Source organism: Niallia sp. NCCP-28, assembly GCF_023168165.1.
In the GTDB taxonomy this organism is placed as follows: Bacteria; Bacillota; Bacilli; order Bacillales; family Cytobacillaceae; genus Niallia.
The window spans coordinates 162,447-184,677 of sequence record NZ_BQYJ01000007.1 but is presented as its reverse complement, the minus strand read 5'-3'; the positions used below and the strand labels follow the sequence as shown (position 1 = coordinate 184,677).

19 protein-coding genes and 1 other annotated feature are annotated in these 22,231 nt (G+C 35.6%); of the genes, 4 read left to right on the top strand and 15 right to left on the bottom strand.

All coding sequences use genetic code 11. The features are described 5' to 3' along the window. Positions 1–172: 172 nt before the first annotated feature. The 4 genes from NCCP28_RS18500 to NCCP28_RS18485 form a co-directional block, all read right to left on the bottom strand. Positions 173–352, bottom strand: a complete 180-nt coding sequence (locus NCCP28_RS18500; RefSeq protein WP_127743159.1) for a hypothetical protein — start codon at positions 350–352, stop codon at positions 173–175. 322 nt (positions 353–674) lie between these two features. Next, complete coding sequence (gene ltrA / locus NCCP28_RS18495) at positions 675–2,003, bottom strand: group II intron reverse transcriptase/maturase (protein WP_150911178.1); 1,329 nt, start codon at positions 2,001–2,003, stop codon at positions 675–677. A 500-nt stretch (positions 2,004–2,503) separates the two neighbouring features. Then, positions 2,504–3,205 carry a class I SAM-dependent methyltransferase gene (locus tag NCCP28_RS18490; RefSeq protein WP_127740016.1) on the bottom strand — a complete coding sequence of 234 codons (702 nt, stop codon included), beginning with the start codon at positions 3,203–3,205 and terminating at the stop codon, positions 2,504–2,506. Positions 3,206–3,255: 50 nt separating this feature from the next. Continuing rightward, positions 3,256–3,507, bottom strand: a binding site (T-box leader). A 237-nt stretch (positions 3,508–3,744) separates the two neighbouring features. Continuing rightward, complete coding sequence (locus NCCP28_RS18485; RefSeq protein ID WP_235856668.1) at positions 3,745–4,167, bottom strand: DUF3916 domain-containing protein; 423 nt, start codon at positions 4,165–4,167, stop codon at positions 3,745–3,747. A 533-nt stretch (positions 4,168–4,700) separates the two neighbouring features. Between NCCP28_RS18485 and NCCP28_RS18480 the strand changes: the two genes are divergently transcribed. Next, positions 4,701–5,114 (top strand): DUF3888 domain-containing protein, encoded by a 414-nt coding sequence (locus NCCP28_RS18480; RefSeq protein ID WP_127740012.1) that lies wholly within the window; start codon positions 4,701–4,703, stop codon positions 5,112–5,114. A 288-nt stretch (positions 5,115–5,402) separates the two neighbouring features. Here NCCP28_RS18480 and NCCP28_RS18475 read toward each other — a convergent pair whose 3' ends face one another. After that, on the bottom strand, positions 5,403–5,642 hold the full coding sequence (locus NCCP28_RS18475) for a hypothetical protein (RefSeq protein ID WP_127740010.1): 240 nt from the start codon (positions 5,640–5,642) through the stop codon (positions 5,403–5,405). A 266-nt stretch (positions 5,643–5,908) separates the two neighbouring features. Next, complete coding sequence (locus tag NCCP28_RS18470) at positions 5,909–6,055, bottom strand: hypothetical protein (protein ID WP_164849727.1); 147 nt, start codon at positions 6,053–6,055, stop codon at positions 5,909–5,911. A gap of 441 nt (positions 6,056–6,496) precedes the next feature. Between NCCP28_RS18470 and NCCP28_RS18465 the strand changes: the two genes are divergently transcribed. After that, positions 6,497–7,207, top strand: coding sequence for a CPBP family intramembrane glutamic endopeptidase (locus NCCP28_RS18465; protein WP_127740008.1), 711 nt, complete (start codon positions 6,497–6,499; stop codon positions 7,205–7,207). A gap of 191 nt (positions 7,208–7,398) precedes the next feature. Here NCCP28_RS18465 and NCCP28_RS18460 read toward each other — a convergent pair whose 3' ends face one another. Then, positions 7,399–8,664 carry a Y-family DNA polymerase gene (locus NCCP28_RS18460; RefSeq protein WP_127740006.1) on the bottom strand — a complete coding sequence of 422 codons (1,266 nt, stop codon included), beginning with the start codon at positions 8,662–8,664 and terminating at the stop codon, positions 7,399–7,401. A 397-nt stretch (positions 8,665–9,061) separates the two neighbouring features. Continuing rightward, on the bottom strand, positions 9,062–9,925 hold the full coding sequence (locus tag NCCP28_RS18455) for an ATP-dependent DNA ligase (protein ID WP_127740004.1): 864 nt from the start codon (positions 9,923–9,925) through the stop codon (positions 9,062–9,064). Between the two features lie 222 nt (positions 9,926–10,147). On the opposite strand from NCCP28_RS18455, the gene NCCP28_RS18450 reads away from it, so the two are divergent. Beyond that, positions 10,148–11,320 carry an NfeD family protein gene (locus NCCP28_RS18450; RefSeq protein WP_127740002.1) on the top strand — a complete coding sequence of 391 codons (1,173 nt, stop codon included), beginning with the start codon at positions 10,148–10,150 and terminating at the stop codon, positions 11,318–11,320. Positions 11,321–11,364: 44 nt separating this feature from the next. Then, a complete protein-coding gene (locus tag NCCP28_RS18445; protein ID WP_127740001.1) occupies positions 11,365–11,886 on the top strand; it encodes a hypothetical protein in 522 nt (173 codons plus the stop codon). A gap of 13 nt (positions 11,887–11,899) precedes the next feature. Here the strand turns inward: NCCP28_RS18445 and NCCP28_RS18440 are convergent, their stop codons facing one another. The 7 genes from NCCP28_RS18440 to NCCP28_RS18410 are packed head-to-tail and all read right to left on the bottom strand — an operon-like array spanning position 11,900 to position 22,212. Continuing rightward, positions 11,900–12,535: a hypothetical protein gene (locus NCCP28_RS18440; protein ID WP_127739999.1), complete on the bottom strand. Its 636-nt coding sequence runs from the start codon at positions 12,533–12,535 to the stop codon at positions 11,900–11,902. Beyond that, positions 12,532–13,056, bottom strand: a complete 525-nt coding sequence (locus NCCP28_RS18435; protein ID WP_127739997.1) for a hypothetical protein — start codon at positions 13,054–13,056, stop codon at positions 12,532–12,534. The genes NCCP28_RS18440 and NCCP28_RS18435 overlap by 4 nt, the downstream gene beginning before the upstream one ends. A 19-nt stretch (positions 13,057–13,075) precedes the next feature. Continuing rightward, positions 13,076–15,163, bottom strand: a complete 2,088-nt coding sequence (locus NCCP28_RS18430) for a peptidoglycan DD-metalloendopeptidase family protein (protein ID WP_235856663.1) — start codon at positions 15,161–15,163, stop codon at positions 13,076–13,078. A 1-nt stretch (position 15,164) separates the two neighbouring features. Continuing rightward, positions 15,165–18,908 (bottom strand): type IV secretion system protein, encoded by a 3,744-nt coding sequence (locus NCCP28_RS18425; protein ID WP_164849726.1) that lies wholly within the window; start codon positions 18,906–18,908, stop codon positions 15,165–15,167. Positions 18,909–18,930: 22 nt separating this feature from the next. After that, entirely contained in the window at positions 18,931–21,015 is a 2,085-nt protein-coding gene (locus NCCP28_RS18420; protein WP_127739993.1) for a VirB4 family type IV secretion system protein, read from the bottom strand. Continuing rightward, complete coding sequence (locus tag NCCP28_RS18415; protein WP_127739991.1) at positions 20,972–21,880, bottom strand: hypothetical protein; 909 nt, start codon at positions 21,878–21,880, stop codon at positions 20,972–20,974. Before NCCP28_RS18415 ends, NCCP28_RS18420 begins: the two co-directional genes overlap by 44 nt. Beyond that, positions 21,880–22,212, bottom strand: a complete 333-nt coding sequence (locus NCCP28_RS18410) for a PrgI family mobile element protein (RefSeq protein WP_237944446.1) — start codon at positions 22,210–22,212, stop codon at positions 21,880–21,882. The genes NCCP28_RS18415 and NCCP28_RS18410 overlap by 1 nt, the downstream gene beginning before the upstream one ends. Positions 22,213–22,231 lie beyond the last annotated feature (19 nt).

The window sequence follows — 22,231 nt, the reverse complement described above, 5'->3', positions numbered from 1 at the left end:
CTAGGAACATTTCGCACCACTATCCTGCCCTGTTTGTGACATGGCAAAAGGCTTCTCCTCTATTAAAGGAAAGCCCTGCTTGAACCTATATGCTAATGGCGGCTGTTTAGAAAAAAACTTGTTAACTGGTAAATTTAAAAATGATTAACCACAACAATAATTTACGAATTTCTTAATAACTTTCTACACTTTTTACTTTTTTCTTATGCTTCGAATTCTTTATAGCGGTTCTAATGTTTCGTATCATCCCCATATTTTCCCCTGTATATACCCATATTAAAGTGTAGATAATTTGTTGAATCCCTATAACTAAAAAGGCACCTAGTATCAGTCCTAACATTAATGATGACATATAAAAATTCCTCCTTAAATCCGAATTCTTTCAATTGTAGATTTCTTTAATGGAACGAAGTCTTTCCTTTTTGTTTGATGGAAAACCGACAATTATTATTACTATACCTAATCCCATTAATACTAAGGAATTTGCAAGCATTTTGTCCCCCTTTAAGAGAAATAAATGATTATAGAATAATACGTTTAAATGAAATTTTGGTTTCATCTTCTTTCAATAGTCGAGTAGAAGAGAGCCTTTCTACCTTACGGTAAATTGTACTCTCCCCCCTCACAGAACCGTGCTTGCGCAATTAACGCACACGGCTCCTCCTAATTATCTTTTACAGAATATAGCTAATCTCTTTTCTTAATTCATAAATGTTTACTTTAATTATTGGAGTTGGAAGTGGAAACTTCTTTAGAAAGAGTCTAAATTTATCCCAGGTAAAGGATTTCCTCTGACTTCTTCTATTTAGCCATTTATATAGTAGTTCTTCAATCTTCTCTTTAAAACCGTTCACAGTTTGCGTATTGTCTGTAATGCAGTAATAGTTGTAATAACCTATAAGTGACCTTTTAAATCTATCCATAATTAAATGAATAGATTTATTCCTATTTGTCTTCAACCATTCTTTAGTCTCTCTGAGTTTACCTTGGACTTTCTTCCTGCTCGACTTCCGTTTTACACGAAATTTCCCTTGTTTACTTTTGCTGCAATAATGGGTAAATCCAAGAAAATCAAAGGTTGCTGGTTTGCTATTTCCTATTCTTTTTGCGTTATGTTCCGCAAACCTCCCGAAGGGAATGACCTTCGTTTTATCCTCAGCTATCTCCAAATTAAATTTCTTTAATCTCGACTTTAAAGACTCATAAAATTGTTGAGCTTCTCTTTTGTGTTGAAAACAACATACGAAGTCATCTGCATACCTTACTATATAAGCCTGTCCTTCACATTGCTTCCTAACCACTTTCTCAAACCATAAGTCGAGAACATAATGGAGATAAATATTTGCTAAGATAGGCGATACTACTCCACCTTGCGGTGTACCAGTTTCCGTTTTGTATCTCCTACCTTCTTCCATATATCCACCTTTTAGAAACCTACTGATTATTCTCAGAAGGTTTGGGTCGGCTATTCTATGTTTCAAGAACTCCATCATCCATTTGTGATCAACATTATCAAAGAAACCTTTAATATCTACATCTACTACATAGCTTACTGCTCTCTTTTCAATATAAAAGTTTAGTATTTTCAACGCATCGTGGCAGTTTCTATTTGGCCGAAACCCAAATGAACAATTTAGAAAGTCATTCTCATAAATTGCATTAAGTACTTTGGCAATACCTTTTTGTACGATTTTGTCCTCGTGTTCGGGTATCCCCAATGGTCTTTTCTTGTCAGAATTAAGCTTTGGGATATACATTCGTCTAACTGGGACAGGGCGATAACTTTTGCTTTTTAGTCTACTTGCCAAGTCCATTATGTTTTCTTCCAGATTTTCGGTGTACTGTTCTTTAGTTGTACCATGCACACCGGTTGCCTTCTTGTTCGGCAGCTCAAAATAACAATGAGTGAGTGATTGTTCGTTTAATAGATGCGCAAGAGATGTAAATTTCATTTTGGTATTAGATTTTGCTAATTCTGCTATCCTTAGTAGTTTTGTTTCCATTTCTTCTCCCTACCTCTGTGTGTAGTAAATGTTTCCCTAATAAGAGTGATAACTGGTAGCTAGCCTTTCCTCCATCGGCATTACCCAACTTCATTGGTACTACGCTGCTATCCGACTCCCTAAACAGCATTTGGTTTCCTTGCTTATTATCGCTTGTACACCATACTCTTCTATAAAGAAGAGACCGATAGGGTCTCCCGAGTTGCCGTATCATATCGATGTATAACGTGCCAAGGTCTCTGACTCCAACCGCACACCTGCCCTATTAGTAACAGAGTAATAAAGAAGCATTAATCCTTACTGGATTAATGCCCCTGTTACTTTAAGCGCATTATTTCACAATTTTTTTATAGTAGATAACCGTCAAATTGGACCCCTGTTTTTTTGCCCTTGTTTGGCAATCATAATACCCTCTCATTTTTCATTCATTATGTTACATCATTTTATCAGTTGTTTTTTTCCGATAAAAAGTAAAATTGGAATAAACATTTACCTTACTCTTACTCTTTATCTTTCTTTCGAATTTTCATCATTGTATTTGCATTTCTTTGGAACTCATATGGCACTCTAACTTCTTCAACTTCATACCCTTGATTTTTGAGCATTTTCACAATCTCATCTAAATGCTCGTATCTGTTCCCAGTAAGGTCAACAAGTGGAAAGATACGAATTTCTTCTTTTACTACTCGAAGCAATTCTTCAATCACATTCTGGTGGAATGCTTTATCAAGGCGATCACCGTATGTAAACAAAAAGTGAGCAGAGAGAATCAAGTCAAATTGTTCACTTTCAAACGGTAGTGAAGGCAATGTAACAGGAATGTAGCGCTCAGGATTTTGTTTCATATCAGCTGCACAATCATTAAGCGCGCGGGTCCGATACTGCGCTAAATCTGTCACATCTTTAAAATAGTCAAACACGTACTGTGCTTTTGCTTTTTCTACGCTTTCCATCGCGTGTATAAGATCTTTTTCTCCTTTATTGGCAAGAGCTTCTCCCGGATGATAATATGCGATGTCACAGGCGGTCACGTCCAGTCCCTTTTGCTGGCTGATAGCGGTAAAAGAACACGCCCCTGCCGGACAGTCCAAAATCTTTTTTCCTTCCATTTCTTCTGTCGAAAGCGAAAACATCGCCATATATTCCTCGAATGTTCTTCCGATAAAAACGATACGCTCCAAATCTACCCCATCTTTACTCATAACTACACATCCCCTTAATTTTCAGTATAAAAAAAGGGTCCCTCATCCTAAAAAAGGACGAGAAACCCCGTGGTACCACCTTCGTTCGTTTATTAAAAATAAACGCACTTTACTGTACAGAAACAATTTATAATTGCTCGATACATTGTCTCTTTTATCGGTGAGACTTTCCGCCATAACCTACTATTCGTTCAGCTTGGTTGCTCAGAAGCCCATTCAACAAAATTCCCACACTGATTCTCACCAACCATCAGCTCTCTAAAGTGTTCCTAATGTTTACTACCCTTCATCATCGCATGTTTTATTTGGTTTTTATTTACCATTTATTACAATCAGTTTTTTTCTATTTTATTATCTACTTAAATAATTGTCAAAATATTTTTTCATTAACTACACCATTAATAAAATATGATTGCATTTATGTTGCATTAGGAAATTTCAAATTATTGTTATTAAACTAAACTGCCACGATTGTTACATAAGGAGGGTACTCTACATTTATTATAAGATTGCTTCAAATCCCTGTTTTATTTCAGATGTTATTTTAGCTCTCCTATAAACCAAATCTCTTGTTCAAAGACTTCATCATCTAAAAGTAGCTCTTTAAACCCTTTTATATCTAAATTCAATGGAAGAGATAAATTCCATTCTTTAATAAGATTTCTTTCCTTATCTAAAGGTAACCACCGTTGTTCTTTAGTATCTCTGTTAAAATAACCATCAAACCATGTTTTATCAGGTACTACAGCAATTTGTGAGTCAAACAAACTAGGAAGAGAGATAATGGTATAAGTTTTATAATCAGCTTGATCCTTCTGAATCAGGTTAATCATTTGATCAATAAGTATTTGCATAACAGCTCTTCTGAATTTATTTGGGGTATTCCTAAAATTTATATACTCTTGATTCCAAGGCAAGTGTAAATGCCAATAACCTAATTCACTTTTATGTGGGTTAGGAATACTCTGCGTTTGTTTAGAAATTCTCGTTTTAATTCTTTAAATCGTCTTCTTAAGCCCCTAACTTTCTTTTTCGAACCATTATCAAAATTCCAATTTTGCAATATGCTACCTCCAAACATGTAATACTTAATGGTATTGGAATCAATTAAATCTACCGTTTACTACTAAAAAAGTATATCTTTATGATATCTGACTGGACTATATTTTAATATGGAATGTTATTGATTTAATAGTTCTTCATGGAGCAGCAGCATTAATTTATTGAAATACTTATTGCTCTAAACTGCTACGTTTGCGACACAAGAAAGATACTTTTCATTTATTACAGTAATCCTGACCGGATAGTTCCACACAAATATTTTAGCATTAAAAATGACGATTTCTACTATTGCACCTAACAATGTTCTTTTCCTCTTTTATATCGTTAGTGAAGGTATCCATTTATATAAATAATTAGAATTTAATTGTATATTTTTAGATAATCTACAAATGATAATTAAAAAAAATCTAATTTTAAGGAGTGAAATAGGAAAATGAAAAAAATATTGAGTTTTATATTTGCAATTTGTTTATTTTCACTAAGTGGGTTTAGTACTAATGCAGCAGAAGTTAAAAATACGCCAAACCAAGCAGCCGACCATTTAATACTAAGTGTATTAGGTGATGAAATAAATAGGGCTGTTGCTAGTTACTATAAACAAGAAGACCCAAACTCATTTTTTATTAAATATGGACATGGTAATTCAAAAGACTTTGTAAATGTAATCCAGTCTGAAAAAGGTAATGAATTAGATTATAATTATGTTGTCAAAGTAAATATTACGCCTCAGAAAAAAGGTGCTTTAGGAAAAGACACAATAAGTTTTGGAATTGATCAATCTAATCAAAGCGGAAATATGAAGATTAAACTTTTGGATTACAAACATGTCGATCCAAAAGATAAATAAGAAAAAAGCATTGCCTAATGGCAATGCTCTTTTAATAATCCAAACCTTCTTCTGCATACACATAATCATCTTCCCTAGCATTATATATATGAACGTAAAACTCAGACCTCTACCTGAAATCCAGTTAATACCAAATGCGTTAGGAATAGCTCGCTTAGTATTAAGTTTGTGAAGTATTCTACTTAAAGTAAACTGCCCCGTTTGTGACACAAGATGGAGCTCTAAACTTATTATAGGAATGCTGCCATGTTTATTTCATAAATAATTACATCATTATATTAACAGTATTTAATATTTAAAAAATTCAAAGAAAAATTTCAAATAAGCAATGTTTAATACTATAGCAAGAATTGATTTGAGTAAAGGTTCTCTTAACACAATTGCACCTACTCCTAGTAAAGCTCCACAAAATGAAAAAAATGGAATTAAAACAAAGCCGAAATTGATATAAATGATAGGAGTAAACGCCAATATATTTAATGCTAAATTCAAAGCAATACAAATAAACGCAATATTACTTGCAGGCATGAAATCCCCCCATTCTATATTAATTACTTTAACATATATATACATTATCATCATTTGCTACCTTTTCTGAAAAAGAAATCCTACTCTAATTAAACATAGCCAGATTGTTCAACAAACAAGAAAAAATTAATAAACTTGTAAATAAATGAACTTAAACAAAACTGCCCTGTTTGGAACATTAAAAAAACTGCCGATCGGCAGCCGACTTCTGTTTATTTGGGATTTGAAGAATATCTCTTACACTATCCAATCTCAATTATTCCTAATCAAAAAAAGACATTATACAAAATAATAATTATAATTATTCCAATAACAATAAAACCACCTATAGTTGGACTTCCATATAATGCTCTATTCCAACCGTCATCAGTATCTATTTTACTTTTTTCTTTATCTTCATTATCATTCTTCATAAAATCCTCCTCCCTGAAATACAATTTTATCCATTTCCCTAAATCTTAGTTTACTAAAATATACTACAAGAAGGATTAAGAATAACGATAGTAAAATAACTGTAGATCCTTTTCAAAATAAAAACAGGAATGTTTATATTGCTGCAAGCATAAACATCAATTTCATCATTCCATCACTACAGATTGAGTGTTTTTATTTTATACGTTTAATTGTTAAAAAAGATTCTAAATATGTATAATTTTGTATTTTTTATTCAACTAAACTGCCCCATTAGTTTAAGTGTAACATTTAACAAATAAAAAAACCTCACGCAAAATCAACCCTAACCATTAACATAGCCTAATTAAAAAAGATCCTCTCTCTATAATTTACCTTTTTTTGTATTGAAACGGTAATATAATCTAGCATAATAAATATTCTAAATCTAAGGAGACATAGCTTTGAAACACCTCATCAAGAACAAATACATATGGATTTTTGCGACTTATATACTAATAATGACAGTAGTGCCGAGAGGACTGAAGTTTGTTCTATACTTAGGAGATGTAGGGAAAACCGAGCATCTTGCATTCAAGAATTATCATGTCGAGAATGATTTGTTAATCATTTGGTTAAACATTAGTATTCAATTGCTCATACTTGGTTTTGTATTCTTTCTTTATTCTAGTACCTCAGTATTCACTTGGAAAAGACCCATTGTAAAGGGGAAAGATTTTTTGAATGCCTTGTACATATTCCTATGGAAGATATTAGTTTCGGGTATTGCGGGTATTGTTTTCGTCTTTATAAACGGTGGTTTAGGGGACGCAACTCCTCAAAATCAACAGAACTTGGAAGTAGCTATTCAGACTAGTTTAGTCACTGTCATTTCTACGGTCATTCTAGCACCAATCATAGAAGAATTTTTCTTTAGGAAGATACTTATTGGACATATTTTTGCCAGCCATCCATACATTGGACTTATGCTAAGTAGTTTAATATTTGGCGGATTGCATTTAGTATCCGGGTTCTCTGTAGTAGGATTGATTATTTATTGTGGAATGGGATTATTTCTAGGTTTACTTTATTTAAAGACTAATCGTTTAGAATCTTCTATGATAGCCCATAGTTTTAATAACCTTATTTCCTCCCTACGTATTCTTATTCAATAATAATACTAACTTCTTGTATAAAAAAGCCAGCAATATTTCTATTGCTGGCAAAGCGGAATATGAAATTATAAGACATAAACATTATATCTCAATAAATACAACTTACCATACTTATTTACTGAGTTTTGAACTTAATAAAAACCCAAAGCAGATAATCGTAAACAATGCTCAGCTGAAGCCTTGTTGCAATATTAACCTTTATGCCCCCCTACTAATCCAGAACGATGTATAGCTGTACCACCAGGTGTATAGGAAATGGCACGTAATAATGCTGTGGAACCAAACTTATTTCTAATTTCATCCACAACATATCCCAACTTCTTCCTTTTCCAACTGTTGGTGTCAAAGAGGTCGAGCTGTACATCTGTATCTTTCTCTAGCTTAGTAAGTGAAATAGATACTTGTCTGACGGTCTGCCCCCTATAAAATTCTTCCATTAATTCCAGGCAAACCTTATATATATCCATGGTTACATTAGTAGGTGCTTCAATAGTACGTGAGCGATAAAAACCTCCTCCGTACTCATCCCTACTGTATCCTAAACCAAAACTAATGGTTCTGGCAGCTTGATTGTTTGTTCTAGCCCTTTTACATACCTCTTCACATATTTCTAAAATAACAGCTTCTATTTCTTTTCTGTTTTTGTAATCTCTTAGAAGCACTTGGCTTTTACCTAAACTAACTTGCCCTTTAAATATGGGAGCTCCTACTTCGGATAAATCAATTCCCCATGCATGATGATATAACTGATTTCCCATAATACCGAATTTCTTCTCAAGTAAACCAAGATCGTATCTAGCCAATTGGCCAACAGAGAAAATACCCATACTATTTAAGGTCTTTTCTACTCTGCTCCCTATCCCCCACATTTCACTTAACGGAGATAATGGCCAAAGCTTGCTGGGAACATCCTCGTATGTCCATTCCGCAATACCGGTTTGCGATTTCTTGGCAGCCAAATCTAAACATAATTTACTTAAAAGCATATTGGGACCAATACCGATTGTGCAAGGTAACCCAAAGTCATGGAAGAGATCCGCCTGAATCTTTCTTGCGATATCTTCTGCAGTACCCTCAATCTTTTCCATACCAGTACAATCTAAAAAGCTTTCATCAATAGAGTAAACATGTACAGCTGAAGGTGGAACATAACGATAAAACAACTTCGTTATCTCTGTGCTCACTCTAATAAAAACGGACATACTTGGATCCACTATTACAATTCGTGGATCATCTGGGATTTCAAATAAGCGGGAACCTGTTTTTATTTTAAAATCTTTTTTCATGGCAGGAGATGCTGCTAGAACGACACTTCCTTGCCTATCGGTATTCCCTACAACTGCTAAGTGACAAGTTAAAGGGTCAAGCCCAAGCATAACTGCAGAGACACTGGCGTAAAAACTCTTCATATCGACACAGATGATGGGGCGGTTAGGAAATTGGCTATAATCAAACATCATACTCACCTATTTCTAGATACTTTTTTAATGGAACTAAAGGACAAAAATTGAAAATGACCATTTGTTTTTTGAATGCGCAATTCATCCCTTTGATAGTCAATAAATACAGTTGTACCAGTAATGGTTTCATTGTTATTTTCTGTTTTATATTAGAAATTTAATGGCCAATTGTACTCCATGGCTTCGTATATAAGGGTGTTATTTTCTAATAAATAATCGTTTACTTCGTTTTGTTTTATTTTTAAATTATCCACATTAGCTCTCTCCAGTTCTTTATATGGTAATAATAACAGAACTTATGTTCGTTATCAATGTACGACGATTCCTAAATAAACTAATATTGGTAAAATAAATACCCGCTTCTTTAAGCGGGTATTCCAATTTATTAGGTTCATCATACAATGAATTTCTGAAAGCTAGCACTTCGCATATACCCATTTTTGGATAGGCATTGATATTTCACTTCGCACTTAATGAGTGGGTCCAAATAAATAAAGTCTTTATCCTCATCTATAATCAATTGCTTTGTAATATGGTAAAAAGCCTTTCTTTCATCGGGTGGAACAAATTCTAATATTCCTCTGTATTTGTTATCTTCCTTCATAATCCAGCCGAATTTTTCTTTTCTTATTCCGCTAATGGAGACAGTGGAATATTGATAGTTCTTCGTTTTGAAGATGACATTTTGAGGTCGGGAATCCAAATAATAAGGCTTATTATTATCTCGGGCCACTACTCCTTCTAGATCTAAATCAATGACTCGATTAAATAGCGTAGCTCCATTTTCATATACAGGGGCAACGGATAAATTGTTTTGGTTGGGAATGTGCTTATTAAGTAGAGATAAACGTTTATAATACGGTTCATTTAGTAAAGATTTATCATTTAAAAATAAAAGATCAAAAGCTACAAATTGGACAGGTAGTTCTTGCATTAGATCATTTATTTTGGTGGGATTAGAGGCTTGGAAACGGGTCATAAGGCTATCAAAACATGGAACAGGTACATCCTTATCGTTGTCAAAACAAATCATTTCTCCGTCCAATATACAGTTTTGCACAGGTAACTTTATAAACTCGAATTCCAAGTACTTTTGGGTTACCTCATTTTTGTGCCTAGTGTAGATTCTGATGCGGCCGTCTTTATAATGTAATAATGCGCGATGCCCATCATATTTGATTGTCCAGCTATAATTGTCTCCTGTCGGAAGCTCCGGAGCGGGCTGAAGAAGCATTGGTTTTATGGGTGTATTTAACATTTTAGTACGTACTCCTCTCCACTTCTAATGATATCACCATTAGAAAGAGGACTATATAGTAGCTTGTTAGAAACCTAGGAAAAAAGAGGTATATTATGAGAAAATAGACATAACTGTCATTGACTGAGCGGGATATATGCCCTATAATTAAAAACAAACAGTGTAACATATATTATGATTATAAAGTACATACATAACTAAATTTTATTAAGGAGTGAGAGGATGAATGTTATATTAGGTGCTCTTAACGGCATGCTGCAATATGGGAGAGGGAAAGAAACGGGAGGATTCGGGATATTAGGAATCATCCTCGCAATCGTAGCTGTTTATCAATGGGATCATATTCTCCCCTTTCTTCGGAAGATTGGGGTAGTAGGTTTCTTTGATAAAATTGGGTTAATATATGAAAATGATCCAGGTACAACAGGGCTTGCTGTTTTTCTATTTATATTAGAAATTTGTATTGTCCTAGCGATTGTAATTTTTGCGGTATTAGTAATAGGAATAATGGTTACCATCTTTTGTTCAAGTAAGGTTGGAACAATAATCATTGTTACTTTACTTGCCCCGTTTATTCTGGTCGGTTTCCTAACTTTCTTCCTTATTTACGCAATACTTCAATCTTTAGGGATTAAATCCAAAAAGCAAAAGTTACGAGAAGCAGAAGACAAATGGTATATGGAGAATTACGGAATGAAGTCTCCAGAGACTATCGCAGAAGAAGAACTTAATATGACTCCTTTAGAGGTATTAAAAAGGTACTGCGAGGAATTCGATTACAATCAGGCTATAGAATTTCTTAACAAGCTTCCCATGTATGGTGATACGCGGTTCCTATTAGGTGAAAGTAATACAGGAGAAATTTTTCTTCTTTTACCTGATCCATCACTAAAGTACTGTACTATGAACCCTTGGTTGCCCGATGAATTTACTGTTATCAAGTTGGATATTCAAAAGTTCATTGATGACATAGGTAAATTTCAAAAAATAGACCATAGGATGGGGGGGAGAAAATTAATAATTACGTTAATGCATTCTGTAGAAGAGAATCATAACCAGAGCCAATTCCAAGATTATAAACTTATTGATTTTAAAGATCAAACGGACATAATTAAATTTTATTTACCAGATTATGAGCTTAAAGATTTTAAAAACTATTTAAGTCCAGTTGGTGAAAGGCGAGAGTATACTGAACAGGCTGAAAGAACACAGGAATATTACTTCAAAACTAAAGAAAAGCTTTTAACTGCTATATCTAATGCTACTGATAAATATGAATTTGATCAGAAAGTATCGTATGTTAAGGCATTAAATGCTACAAATGAGGATGTAATTAGGATTATGAGAGAATCTCTAGCAAAGGTAGATACTAATGAAAGGAGTGAATCAGTATAAGAACGCAGAAATATTTCAAAGAGGATTTATTAAACATTGCTCGTATGCATATAGAACATATTGAAAAATCTACTAGTTGGACTAAATACTATCGTGACAATAAACTCCCTTCTACTCAAACCTATTTATCTGTATTTGGTACGTGGGAAAATCTAAGAAAAGAACTTGGATTGAACGTAAAAAAGAAAAGAGACGTTATCTCTAAGGGTGAGATTGAAGATGTTTTGAAAAAGCATGGAAAAGAATTTAAAACACGCAAACAATGGGATGAATACGCACAGGAGCATAAACTACCAACCTATAAGACCATTTTAAAGCATTTTACTTATGAAGAAATCTTGGATTTTGCAGGGAAACCAAAACAACGTAATTTCTCCAAAGAGGAATTAATAAGTTTGGCCCTTAAGCATAGAAAGTCCTTTATTGGTTCATCGATGACGCAATGGGATGAATACGCGAAAGAACAGGTCCTACCCTCTTCTAGGCAATTTAATTGGATTTTTGGATCGTGGAGTGAAGCGAAACATGAAATAAGAAAACAGGCACAAAAAAAGAGTGATAGATAGCATTTGCTAGGTATCACTCTTTTTCTATTTGCTTGATGATATCCCATGAAGAGGTTGTAATAACTAAAATATCATCATGGGCATGATCTGAATGCGCTTCTTCTATAGATTCTAAAGAAAGAGTAACAAGGCTAGACTTTCCGTCTTTATATTGAAATTCCAATTTAACCTCATTAGTTTCCCCACCAAAAACACCTTTCTTTTCTTTAAAATTAACACCCTTTATGGAATTGTTTTTGGATATGCGGTTTATGATATCTTGCGCTACCTTTTGTTTATCTGTTTCCTCTACTTTAAATAAATCACTGGAGATGGTTTCTGTTTGAAAAGTCGACATAAACAATTCTACATCTTGTTTTAAGATACCCGTAATAAAGTAGTTAACAACGTCTCTTTGAGGAGAAACGTCGTTAACTTTTTCTGTATGAGGTTCGATAAAGCCCACATCTAGATTTTCCTTTTGTTCAGTAGCCCATTCTATTGTCTTTTCTGTATATTCGTTATCGGATTCAATCTGGGCAGCTACTTGTTCTTGCGTTGCCTTTAAATCCATGGGTGCTTCCTTTTGAGAAGGAAGAAATATAAAGTATACGACACATAAGAGTGTTAACGTACTTCCAATCATTATTAAAAAAGATTTTTTTGTCATTCTTGAACCTCTTTATTAGCTTGAGCGGCTAACTCTTCCCTTAGTATTTTCCACTGGTTGGCAATATTAGCTTGTTCCTGCTTAATAGCTAGATATTCTTGGCGTAAACTGTCTTTATCAAACGATGTTTCATCCGCATTGTTGGCCGCATCAACTGAAGTTAAGAGTAACTGATGGGAACGATTGACTAATGCTATAAGGGTTTGGTGTGTTTCAAAAAGGTCAGGCTCGATATCAAGTGCCTCCACTTTTGTGACTAACTCATTCGATTTGCCAATACTCTCTGTCATGATCTTAGCGAATTGGCTATTACTTGTACTATTCGTATACAGTCCATCTAAAGCATTATTATAGTTTAATAGAATATCTGTCATTTCTGTAATAAATCCTTGTAGTGACTCGTCGTATTTTACGAGGTGTTCCACATTGTCTTCCGTTACTTTTACGTTTGCCTTGCTGTTTGAAGAACAACCAGCTAAAATACTAATAAGGCATAGTAATAAAACTGATAATTTTTTCATTGAATTCCTAGTCTCCTTGTTATTTGAAGTCAATTAGTAAAGCTGGATCAATACTATTCGTCTTCGAAATGTTCCAACTTGGTTGATGGACCTCGAAATGTAAATGGGGACCTGTAACATTTCCGGTACCACCCATATAACCGAGGAATTGTCCTTGTTTTACTTTTGCTCCCGCAGATACTGCTCTATTTTGCATATGAGCATAAACGGTTTCATACTGTTTGCCATCAATTTTATGTTGAATGAAAACGACATTACCGTAAGAGGATGATAGGTAGGATCTTGAAACTGTACCATCTGCAGCAGCGTATATTTTCACATTGCTTCTGCCACCAAGACCGATATCTATACCTTGGTGTTTCGTCCCCCATCGAGCACCGTAACCGGAGGTTACCGTTCCAGTAGTTGGCTTAATAAAACTACCAGGTTTTAAGGTAGGTGAACCTTCCGTTCCACCTTCATATGTAGCAGCTGTTTTGAATTTTTCTGCTAAAGCTAAAATGTCGTTAATGTACCATTCCGCATGGTTATAGTGCCAGATAGCGTTTCTTTTATCGGTAGAATAGCCATTACTTGCTAAGTAGTTGGCAGCTGTATAGACTGCGTCCGTTACATTATAAGGATCAGCTTTGCCGTCTCCATCACCATCAACACCAAGTCCACCGCCTTTTTTGATGACTCCTGGGCTTGTGATATCTACGCTTGCAGCTACCAATCCACCACCGATGTCATAGCTCCACCCTACCCAAGTTGCTGGCAGGAATTGCATCTGACCAATTGCCCCAACGGGAGATACCATAGGATCAATCGTTCCAAACACACTTTCTTTTGAATGAATAGCCGCTAACGTATACCAATGCACACCATATTTTTTCTCAGCTGCTAAATAGATCGGCATATATTGAGCCGGAACTCCAGCACCAGGTATAACCGTTCCGTCATAGCTAATGTCATCGTATCCATAAACCCCACCATTTTGACTTAACCAATCTGTATAATTAATAGATCCACCCATAAAGCTATAGTTTGCCTCTATTAATTTCTTATCATCTAGACCTAATCCTAAAGAATTTAAAATCGCATCAAAATTAGCATAATCTTGCGTGACATTTTGTGTAGAGGTAAAATATTGATTTCTTGTTTTCGTAATGGTTTTTACTTCAATTACTTTATCGACCATTACCGTTTTTGTCTTCTTTAGATGAACGGTTACATATCCAGTAGTATCGACCTTTTGGTTTTGTTGTCTAACCTGTTCTTTCAGAAGATCTTTCCAACTTTTACTCTTTGGATTAAAGTAAGGGTAAGTTTTGTCTGTTATATCTGCAATAGAAGCGGGGACCTTTAGTGTTTCCATATACTCCACTTCTTTTGGAACTTGAATGGTTTTGTGCGTAATGACTTCTTTCGATTTCCAATCCGATGTATGAGCTTTATAGTTAAAGATAGTGGACCCATTCCAATACTGAACAGACTCCAGTTTGCTTACTTCATTTTTCGTGTGCTCTACCTTTCCTTCTTTTACTTTTTTACCATCTTCGTAGACGATCACTTGCTTTTCTTTCCATTCATCATAATTTCCGTATTCAAACTCAGGTGCTAGTTCGGTTGCTATTTTCTTAATAATCTTTTTGATACTATCTAAATCAGATTTTTTATCATCAAACACATCTAGCATAATAGTAGAGGCTATTAATCCTTCTGGAACCCGGTAGGGCTTCTCAATAGGATTATCCATATCGACAGTGGCTTCTGATTGTTCCACAATATACTCATGAATGGCTTTGTCGTCCCCTTCTAAATCATCTCCACTTGCCCATAAGAAAGACATAGCTAAAGAAATAAGGAGGGCTAAAATGACAGAAATACCGACCACAAGCAGAGTAGGAACTCCGACTGTACTTATAAGCCAAGCAAGCATTTTGGCCAGTACTTTTTTTAAAACTTTTATTGCGAGTTTAATAGCCTTTTTAGCCATTTTGGCTGCTTGTTTTTTAAATTTATTTTTGAAAGGTTTAGCAATTTTACCTGCTAAACCTTTCAAATTATCGGTCATTTTTTCACTAATGGAGTCAGTAGTATTTTTGTTTTCTTGATTTTGCGCCATGCTACAAACCTCTTAATGAGCCAGTAAATGCTTTATTTCGATATTGCTCGGCTTGTTTTCTCATCAAAATCCGTTTATTTGGTGGCTCGAAATTCATAAGATCATTTGGTTTAAGTGATGTAGTATAATTCTCCGTCTTTACATCATTTTTCTTATAAGTTGTCGGCACTAGCTTTCTATTGTTCACTTCACATTTTGTTTCGATTACTTCATTTACCGTTAAACGAGCATCACCACTACCATATGGGCTAATACGATAATCTTGTCCATCTTTTTGGCCGACCATATAGCTTCTATTACGATCAATCACCATTCGAATGTCATCCATCTCAGACATCGCATTTTTAATGTAATACTGTCCACTATCTACTTGTTGGTTATAACTTTGTACTTCTTTTATTACTCTTGGATTTTTTGGCGTATTTCTGTTTGCGACCAACTTATTGGGATTCACATGGATAGGTGGTGCAGAAACTTTGGAACCACCACTATCATATTGATAAGAATTAGAAGTTGGAACAAGACTTCCGTTTTGAACGGTAAGATCTTGATATACTTTTTGCCCTTTCCTTAATCCAGAATGTCCAGAAGCCATTCTAGAAACGGATTGTGTTTGACCTGTTTTATCTCTTACTTGAAGGAGGGTCTCTCCATTCGTTGTGACCATTTGGATGGCCCCATTTGCGATGGTTTGTTGACCATCTGGACCAATTACCGTTTGAGCTAAATGCGAGATGTCTGCAATTTCGCTCGTTTGTTTTTGAACGGCATTATTATAGGGGTTTAATCCTTTCAATCCGAATGCTTTCATATTACGATTATTAGAAGCGGCATAATTCGCACCTTTTTGGTAACCAGCCACTCCACCCACCATTCCAGAGGCATAGGCGATGACATTCTTGAAGCCTGCCTGTTTTCCTTCTACATTGTCCGCAATATGATTCTTTGCTGTAGCGAAACCAGTTTTTGCTCCTTGAGTAACTGCTTGTACAGCAGCAGAACTAACTCGTTGAACAGGATGAGTCGCTCCTGATACACTCTGTAAATTAGACATTTCTGTTTTAAATGTGGTATAAGCATGAGCCCCACCCTTTTTGACCCCCTGGCCTAATTTGGTATCTGCCATGAAGTCACTTACCCCTTTGATTGCAGTAAGACCGGAAAGATTTGCAGCTCCAACTAACGCTCCAGTACCAACTCCAGCTCCTACAGCTGTGGCCATTCTCCCAATTTTATTTTGTATAATTTTATTATCAAGCGGGATACTTCTTGGCAAAGATTGTCTTGCATTTTCATATACAGTTTGTGCTTTGCCACTATTAAATTTGGCTACAGCCTGTTCCTTAGGGAGACTACTATTATTCACATAAGCATTTCTTGCTTCATTAACCTTCACTCCAGCTAATTGATCTCTTAAGTAAGGGATATTGACCTCTTTGCCAGAATATAAGGAAGAACCTTTAACTGAAGATGTAGCACTCTTGACAGAATCAGCGGAACTAATACTCTTATTAGATAAAGCTTTTTCCCTATTAGGAGTTATATTGCCCATCGTTTCAACTATCTGGTTAGATAGTTTTTGCGAAAGAGGGCTAACTTCTGGTATTCCTAATTCATTCCCGATTTCTATAGCTAATTGTTGACCGATATTGGTAGAACTACCTTTACCGGAAGCTACTGCCTTGCTACCTCTCTTTAAGATTTTTGCTATCTTATTTTTCTGTTGTCCTAGGTTATTCTTCCAAGCTACTTCTTTATTGTTCTCATGTGTTTGTTTTTGTTCAACAGAAGCATTCTTAGGTAGAGCATACTTTTGATCATATTTATCCATAAAATCTTCTTTTAATTTTGGTGCCCATTCATTAGCTAGTTTATTACTTACTTCATTGGCTTTATCTAATGAAAATCCTCCAGATAACTTATCAGCAAGGTTCTCATTAAATCCAGCTCTACTAATAAAAGAAAGTCCATAGTCTGATCCGTTACCCATTTCGCTAGCTACTTCTTTTGCTGCGGATTCAATTTCCATTTGTTTCGCATTGACTTCTTGTTTCCATGCAGCTGCACGCTTATTATTGTGTTCCTGCTTCTGCTTAGGAGTTGCATTAGCCGGTAATTTATTCTCTTGATTAAATTTAGTATCAAAGTTCTTTTTGTTATTGGTATCATTCGCCCACTTCTTTGTTAAGTTGGCAGATGATTGTTTAATTAAATCAGAGGCTCTTGCATTTTTCCCTTCATTTCCTTTGATACCAGCAATGTTATTGCGTGCTTCATTTAGGAAATAATCTTTTTTGGCAGCTTTCGCATCATTCCAAGCGGCCTCTACACTTGACTCGTGGGCATCAGGGAATCGTTCTTGAAAATCCTTTTTAAAGTCCGCTTCATTGGTTTCCGCCCAATCAGAAGTAAGGCTATCAGCTACAGAGTTAGCTGTTTTTTCATCTGCCTTGGACTCCGCCTTCATGACGCCTTTTCCTTTATCCCAGCCTGCTTTTACCCCTTTTTTCACTTGGCTTCCTAATAGTTGGGCAGCTCCTGTGCCTGCGCGACCTGCCAATCCACCAATAGCTCCTCCAGCATTAAAACCTACTGTAGAACCAACCATGGAGCCCATCGGGCCCATTGGGGAACCAATTAATGTTCCAGCGGCACCAAAAACAGCTTTACCGCCTCTGGAAAGGATTTCTCCCCCTTTTAACATTCTTTCTGCTTTTGGAGTAGTGCCAGTATCGGTACCGGTATTTCCACCAAGTGTACTTTTCAAGTCACTGGTACCCGTTCCTTCCCCTTCTTTTTCTGAATTTGATTTCTCCCCAGATTTCTCTGAATTACCTCGACCACCACGAAGTTTTTTCAAGGCATCCCCTACGGATACACCGTCCATGGCACCCTTTGCTGCACCATACATTCCCATTAAGGCAGATCCACCCATCATGGCGGCCGTCTTTGATAATCGATCATTCATTTGTCCACCAAGACCAAGGAGAGCACGAACGGATTCAGTAACAGGGATGAATACCATCATCAAAATAACTCCCTCAACCCCATTGGTTGTAGTCGTCATCTTACTCATAATGTAATAACAGGCCGCATGAACAGATTGGACAAAAACAGTTCCAATTAACTCTTTTGCCCATCCAATCGTCATACCTCTCGTTTTAGGTATGAGGTAAAGAGCCAACATTAATGGTCCTAGTATTAATAGAAGCATGAGTGTAAACTTTCTCATCGTATAGTAAAAATACGCCCATACTCCAAGACCAATCTTAATTAACTGAATGGCTAGCATACCAAGCACTCCGTTGCTTGCAGTGATTTCTATCGTATCTTTTAAATTCAATAAGTCACTTTCACTATTAAATAGGTTTACAATACTTTGGTTCGTTAAGAACAACAAACTATAAATCGCATAGATATTAGCAAATAATAAAGCAACAATCGTTAATTCTTTAAAGTAATCAATGATATAGGTTCTGTTCGATGGATTAATACCTGATGCGGAAATTTTCATTCCTGCAATAACAATACTGATTAAGATGACACACACAGCTACTGCAATGAACATATTCATCCCAGGTACGTATACATTTGTAATCTCTTTTTCAGTAAAAGTTAAAAATGCTAATTTCTCGTCTCCTCCATAAATGAGGTTATGTAAGGTCGGTATCTTCTTGAAAGGCTCCGCAAACATATCTCCCATTTTGGCAAACAGGTCGGCCATTATTTCGGAAAGTTTATTCATCATATTTGTTCATCCTCCCGACCTAGTAAGTTTGCAGTTGCTTTTTAGTTAGATTTTCTTCATAAACAGCCTGATTTGATTCAATAAAGAATAACTCTTGTTCACTTGGATTGGTTTGTAACCATACAGATGATTTACCAACCCGTAAAATGCCTTCCCCTTTATCTGGGTTCCCGAAGAGGATATCTCGTTCACCGGCAGATAAATCAAAGTTCTCTTTAATATGTTTTAGATCGAGTTTACTTTGTTTTAAGAAAAGATAAGCGTATGTATTTTGCAGTATCCCTCTGGCTTTATCATTGATAACAAATCGGACAAAGTCCTGACTTGCTAAGCGTAATCCGGCATTACGTTTCCTAGAGCGTCTCGCCATCTTTTCTAAGAAATCCACTGTTTGTTCAGAGCTCAAAAGCGTCCAAGCTTCATCGGCATAAACAAATTTCTTTTTCGTAGCGTTATCTAGATTTTTAACGAAATGTTCCCATAAATAGTTCAAGATAACATGATAAGCAATTGGTCGTAAAAAGCCTTCTTCCATCGAACTAATGTTGAAGTTTACAAGCCTTGCCGAATCCAGCGTTTGCGTTACTCCTCTTCCTAGGTACGTTTGACCATCAAATATCGGTTTAGATCCTGTCTTTAGGAATGGTTTAATGGCAGCAATTAATCGTTGTACTCTAGGTTCGTCACTATATTTCTGTAATAAATAGTTATTGATATCAGATATAGTTGGCTCAGGTTTTCTCACTTTTGATTGAATCAATTGATTTTCAACTTTTACGACTTCATCTTTAAACAAAGAACTAGGGTGTGATGTGTATTCAAATTGTTCCTGTAAAACATATTGAATGGCTTCTTCTAGGAAGTTACGCTCAAAGACATTAAGTCCCTCATCTTCTGAGTTTTTCCCGCGACAGATAATATCAAAGAAATCGATAATGTCATTGGTCTTCTCCCGTAAGGGAACGAAGCGAATGTATTTTTTTCCTTCCTTTTCTACAAGCTCTTTTTCATCCGATTCTTCTAGGAATTCGAGTTCTTCATCTCCATCTTCTAATGGAATATCTGTAAAGTTGATCGCTAGAGGATTGATACAGATATCCTCTTCTTCACTAATATTTAAATTAATACCGCCAAGACGCTTCGTTAATTTAACAAATTCACCCTCAGGATCAATTAATCTACTATAAATGTTGGCTCCCGTTAATTCCCTTGCGATTAAGAGTTTCAAAGATACGGATTTACCAGAACCCGATGTACCAACAATAAACATGTTGTAGTTATCTGGTCTGAACTCTTCGTTTCCAAAACTATTAATAAACTCTAATTGGCCTGTTATTTTATTGATTCCAAGCGGAACACCACCAACGTATTTCCCACTACCACTAATGAATGGAGCAAAAGTGGATAATGCCCGGCGGTCAATGTTCCGTAAAGAATCAGAAATTTCGTTTTTACCAAATGGCAGGACACTTCTAAATCCTTTTTTTACTCTTCCCCAAGTGGACGTTAAGGAGAAGAAGCTACTGCTCATTTCATCTTCTAAAGTCTCGCTAAAATAGTTCAATTCTTTTTCACTTTGACCATATAAGATGCCTAGTGTCCCTACATTAAAAATGTCATTTTCACTAAATTGAATTTCAGACATGAGTGTATCCGTGTCTTGGATTTTAGAGGTCAGATCGTTGATCTGATCAATGTTTCCTCTTTTGGTTTGGAACGATAAGTTAGACTCTAACATGGTGATTTGTCTTTGCAACATTCTAATAGCATCGGACTTCCCAACCTTATTAATGTCCAAAAAGAGATCCATCTCTCCACTAGAAGCCAGATTGTTTAACCAGTTTGTTTGCATTTTCCGCGGATAGCCATCCCTAGGGATGTAAACCGGTCTAAAGTATGTTTGAGTACCTAATGAGTTTTTAATGATTCCATAATCTTCTGCGTTTATCTTAAAGCCATCGGGAGATATAATTTCCCACATGGTGGGTTTTGTATCCATTTGGAAATCTATTTGATCCTCGTTTTCTTTCGGATTATTCTTTGTATTCTTCCCTTTGCTTTTAGGCAGTTTCTCTTTTGGTTGTGGTTTCTGTTTCAGCTTCATGTTGTTCAATTGCCTCCTTTACCAATTCAATTCGGTTTTGCGATTGTTCAGCCGTTATATATAAAGCATTTTTTTCTTGTTCTACAAGATCCTTAAATCGATGTTTTAACGCTTTTCTTCTATTAAATGTGTAATAGAGTAATTCATATATTCCTTCTGTAGGTACTAGGTTTACGGTAATATCCGCTTTTCGAAGTTGATTTCTAGCGGAGGTCAATCTTCTCATCAACTCCGCAAAAGCTTTTTCCATCACCTTTGTTTCTAATTCATCTTCTGAGTCAGCTGTTATATCGCTAGCCTTGATTTTATGCGTGAAGATCAAATATCTTTTTGTTTCATAACGTGGTGTGTCTCTCTGCCAGGCCAAGATATCATCAATCATAGCTTGTCCGTAACTTAGTGCGGCTTCATTTAAATCTTCCGATTCCTTCATTGCTTTTGCCATTAGTTCTATCGGTTCCGACACATCAATGAACCGATTTTGCAGGTAAATTCCTACTGGGTAATTGAGAGTGGCAGTCCAGCTCTCTACCGTAATATCAATTGCTTCTTGTTCGTCCTGGTTTTTTAAGAAATAGTTTACTGGATCAACTTCAGCGATCATCGTAAAGGAGTTATCATGAAATCGAATCATGTGCGTTGTCACATCCCTCACATCACTGAACAATTCTTCAAAAAGGTTTGGTTCCTGTTCGATTTCTACTTCATGTTTCTTTTTTTTCGTCTTATTATTTTTACTATTCGTATTTAGTGGAACATTGGTATGTTTTTTCTCTTTCCATGGTAATATGGGTTGTTTCTCTAGAACTCGGAAGAAAATCCAACCACCAACCACGATAGCTGCCATAAGTAACAGTGTGCTCATTATTTGTTCACCATCCAATCTTTCGGTTTAGTACCTCTTCTCCAAATTCCAATTTGGTTTTTATACCCTAACTTAATCAGGAAATATTGATCATAATGGAGGTGTAGTTTACTTTTCTTTAGAAATCCAAAAATGAAGATAATTACGGCTAGAGGAACGACGGAAATAACACAACCTATAACTCCTGCGATAATTCCTGGGAATAGTTTGAAAACAGAAGGGATATAGGCATATGCAATCGCACCACCTGAAATCAAATAGATAAGTTGCCTAGTCGAGATAATTCCTAATATAGATTTCTGTTCGCTACTCATATCAATTGGTACAGTCACTTTTCTCAACTTCATTCTC

What these genes read in the sequence shown, in the direction of transcription:
- NCCP28_RS18425 (WP_164849726.1), bottom strand. Translation starts at nt 18,908, where the DNA reads ATGAATAAACTTTCCGAAATAATGGCCGACCTGTTTGCCAAAATGGGA.
- NCCP28_RS18500 (WP_127743159.1), bottom strand. Translation starts at nt 352, where the DNA reads ATGTCATCATTAATGTTAGGACTGATACTAGGTGCCTTTTTAGTTATA.
- NCCP28_RS18480 (WP_127740012.1), top strand. Translation starts at nt 4,701, where the DNA reads ATGAAAAAAATATTGAGTTTTATATTTGCAATTTGTTTATTTTCACTA.
- NCCP28_RS18470 (WP_164849727.1), bottom strand. Translation starts at nt 6,055, where the DNA reads ATGAAGAATGATAATGAAGATAAAGAAAAAAGTAAAATAGATACTGAT.
- NCCP28_RS18415 (WP_127739991.1), bottom strand. Translation starts at nt 21,880, where the DNA reads ATGAGCACACTGTTACTTATGGCAGCTATCGTGGTTGGTGGTTGGATT.
- NCCP28_RS18440 (WP_127739999.1), bottom strand. Translation starts at nt 12,535, where the DNA reads ATGACAAAAAAATCTTTTTTAATAATGATTGGAAGTACGTTAACACTC.
- NCCP28_RS18490 (WP_127740016.1), bottom strand. Translation starts at nt 3,205, where the DNA reads ATGAGTAAAGATGGGGTAGATTTGGAGCGTATCGTTTTTATCGGAAGA.
- ltrA (WP_150911178.1), bottom strand. Translation starts at nt 2,003, where the DNA reads ATGGAAACAAAACTACTAAGGATAGCAGAATTAGCAAAATCTAATACC.
- NCCP28_RS18420 (WP_127739993.1), bottom strand. Translation starts at nt 21,015, where the DNA reads ATGAAGCTGAAACAGAAACCACAACCAAAAGAGAAACTGCCTAAAAGC.
- NCCP28_RS18460 (WP_127740006.1), bottom strand. Translation starts at nt 8,664, where the DNA reads ATGTTTGATTATAGCCAATTTCCTAACCGCCCCATCATCTGTGTCGAT.
- NCCP28_RS18445 (WP_127740001.1), top strand. Translation starts at nt 11,365, where the DNA reads ATGCATATAGAACATATTGAAAAATCTACTAGTTGGACTAAATACTAT.
- NCCP28_RS18455 (WP_127740004.1), bottom strand. Translation starts at nt 9,925, where the DNA reads ATGTTAAATACACCCATAAAACCAATGCTTCTTCAGCCCGCTCCGGAG.
- NCCP28_RS18450 (WP_127740002.1), top strand. Translation starts at nt 10,148, where the DNA reads ATGAATGTTATATTAGGTGCTCTTAACGGCATGCTGCAATATGGGAGA.
- NCCP28_RS18430 (WP_235856663.1), bottom strand. Translation starts at nt 15,163, where the DNA reads ATGGCGCAAAATCAAGAAAACAAAAATACTACTGACTCCATTAGTGAA.
- NCCP28_RS18475 (WP_127740010.1), bottom strand. Translation starts at nt 5,642, where the DNA reads ATGCCTGCAAGTAATATTGCGTTTATTTGTATTGCTTTGAATTTAGCA.
- NCCP28_RS18435 (WP_127739997.1), bottom strand. Translation starts at nt 13,056, where the DNA reads ATGAAAAAATTATCAGTTTTATTACTATGCCTTATTAGTATTTTAGCT.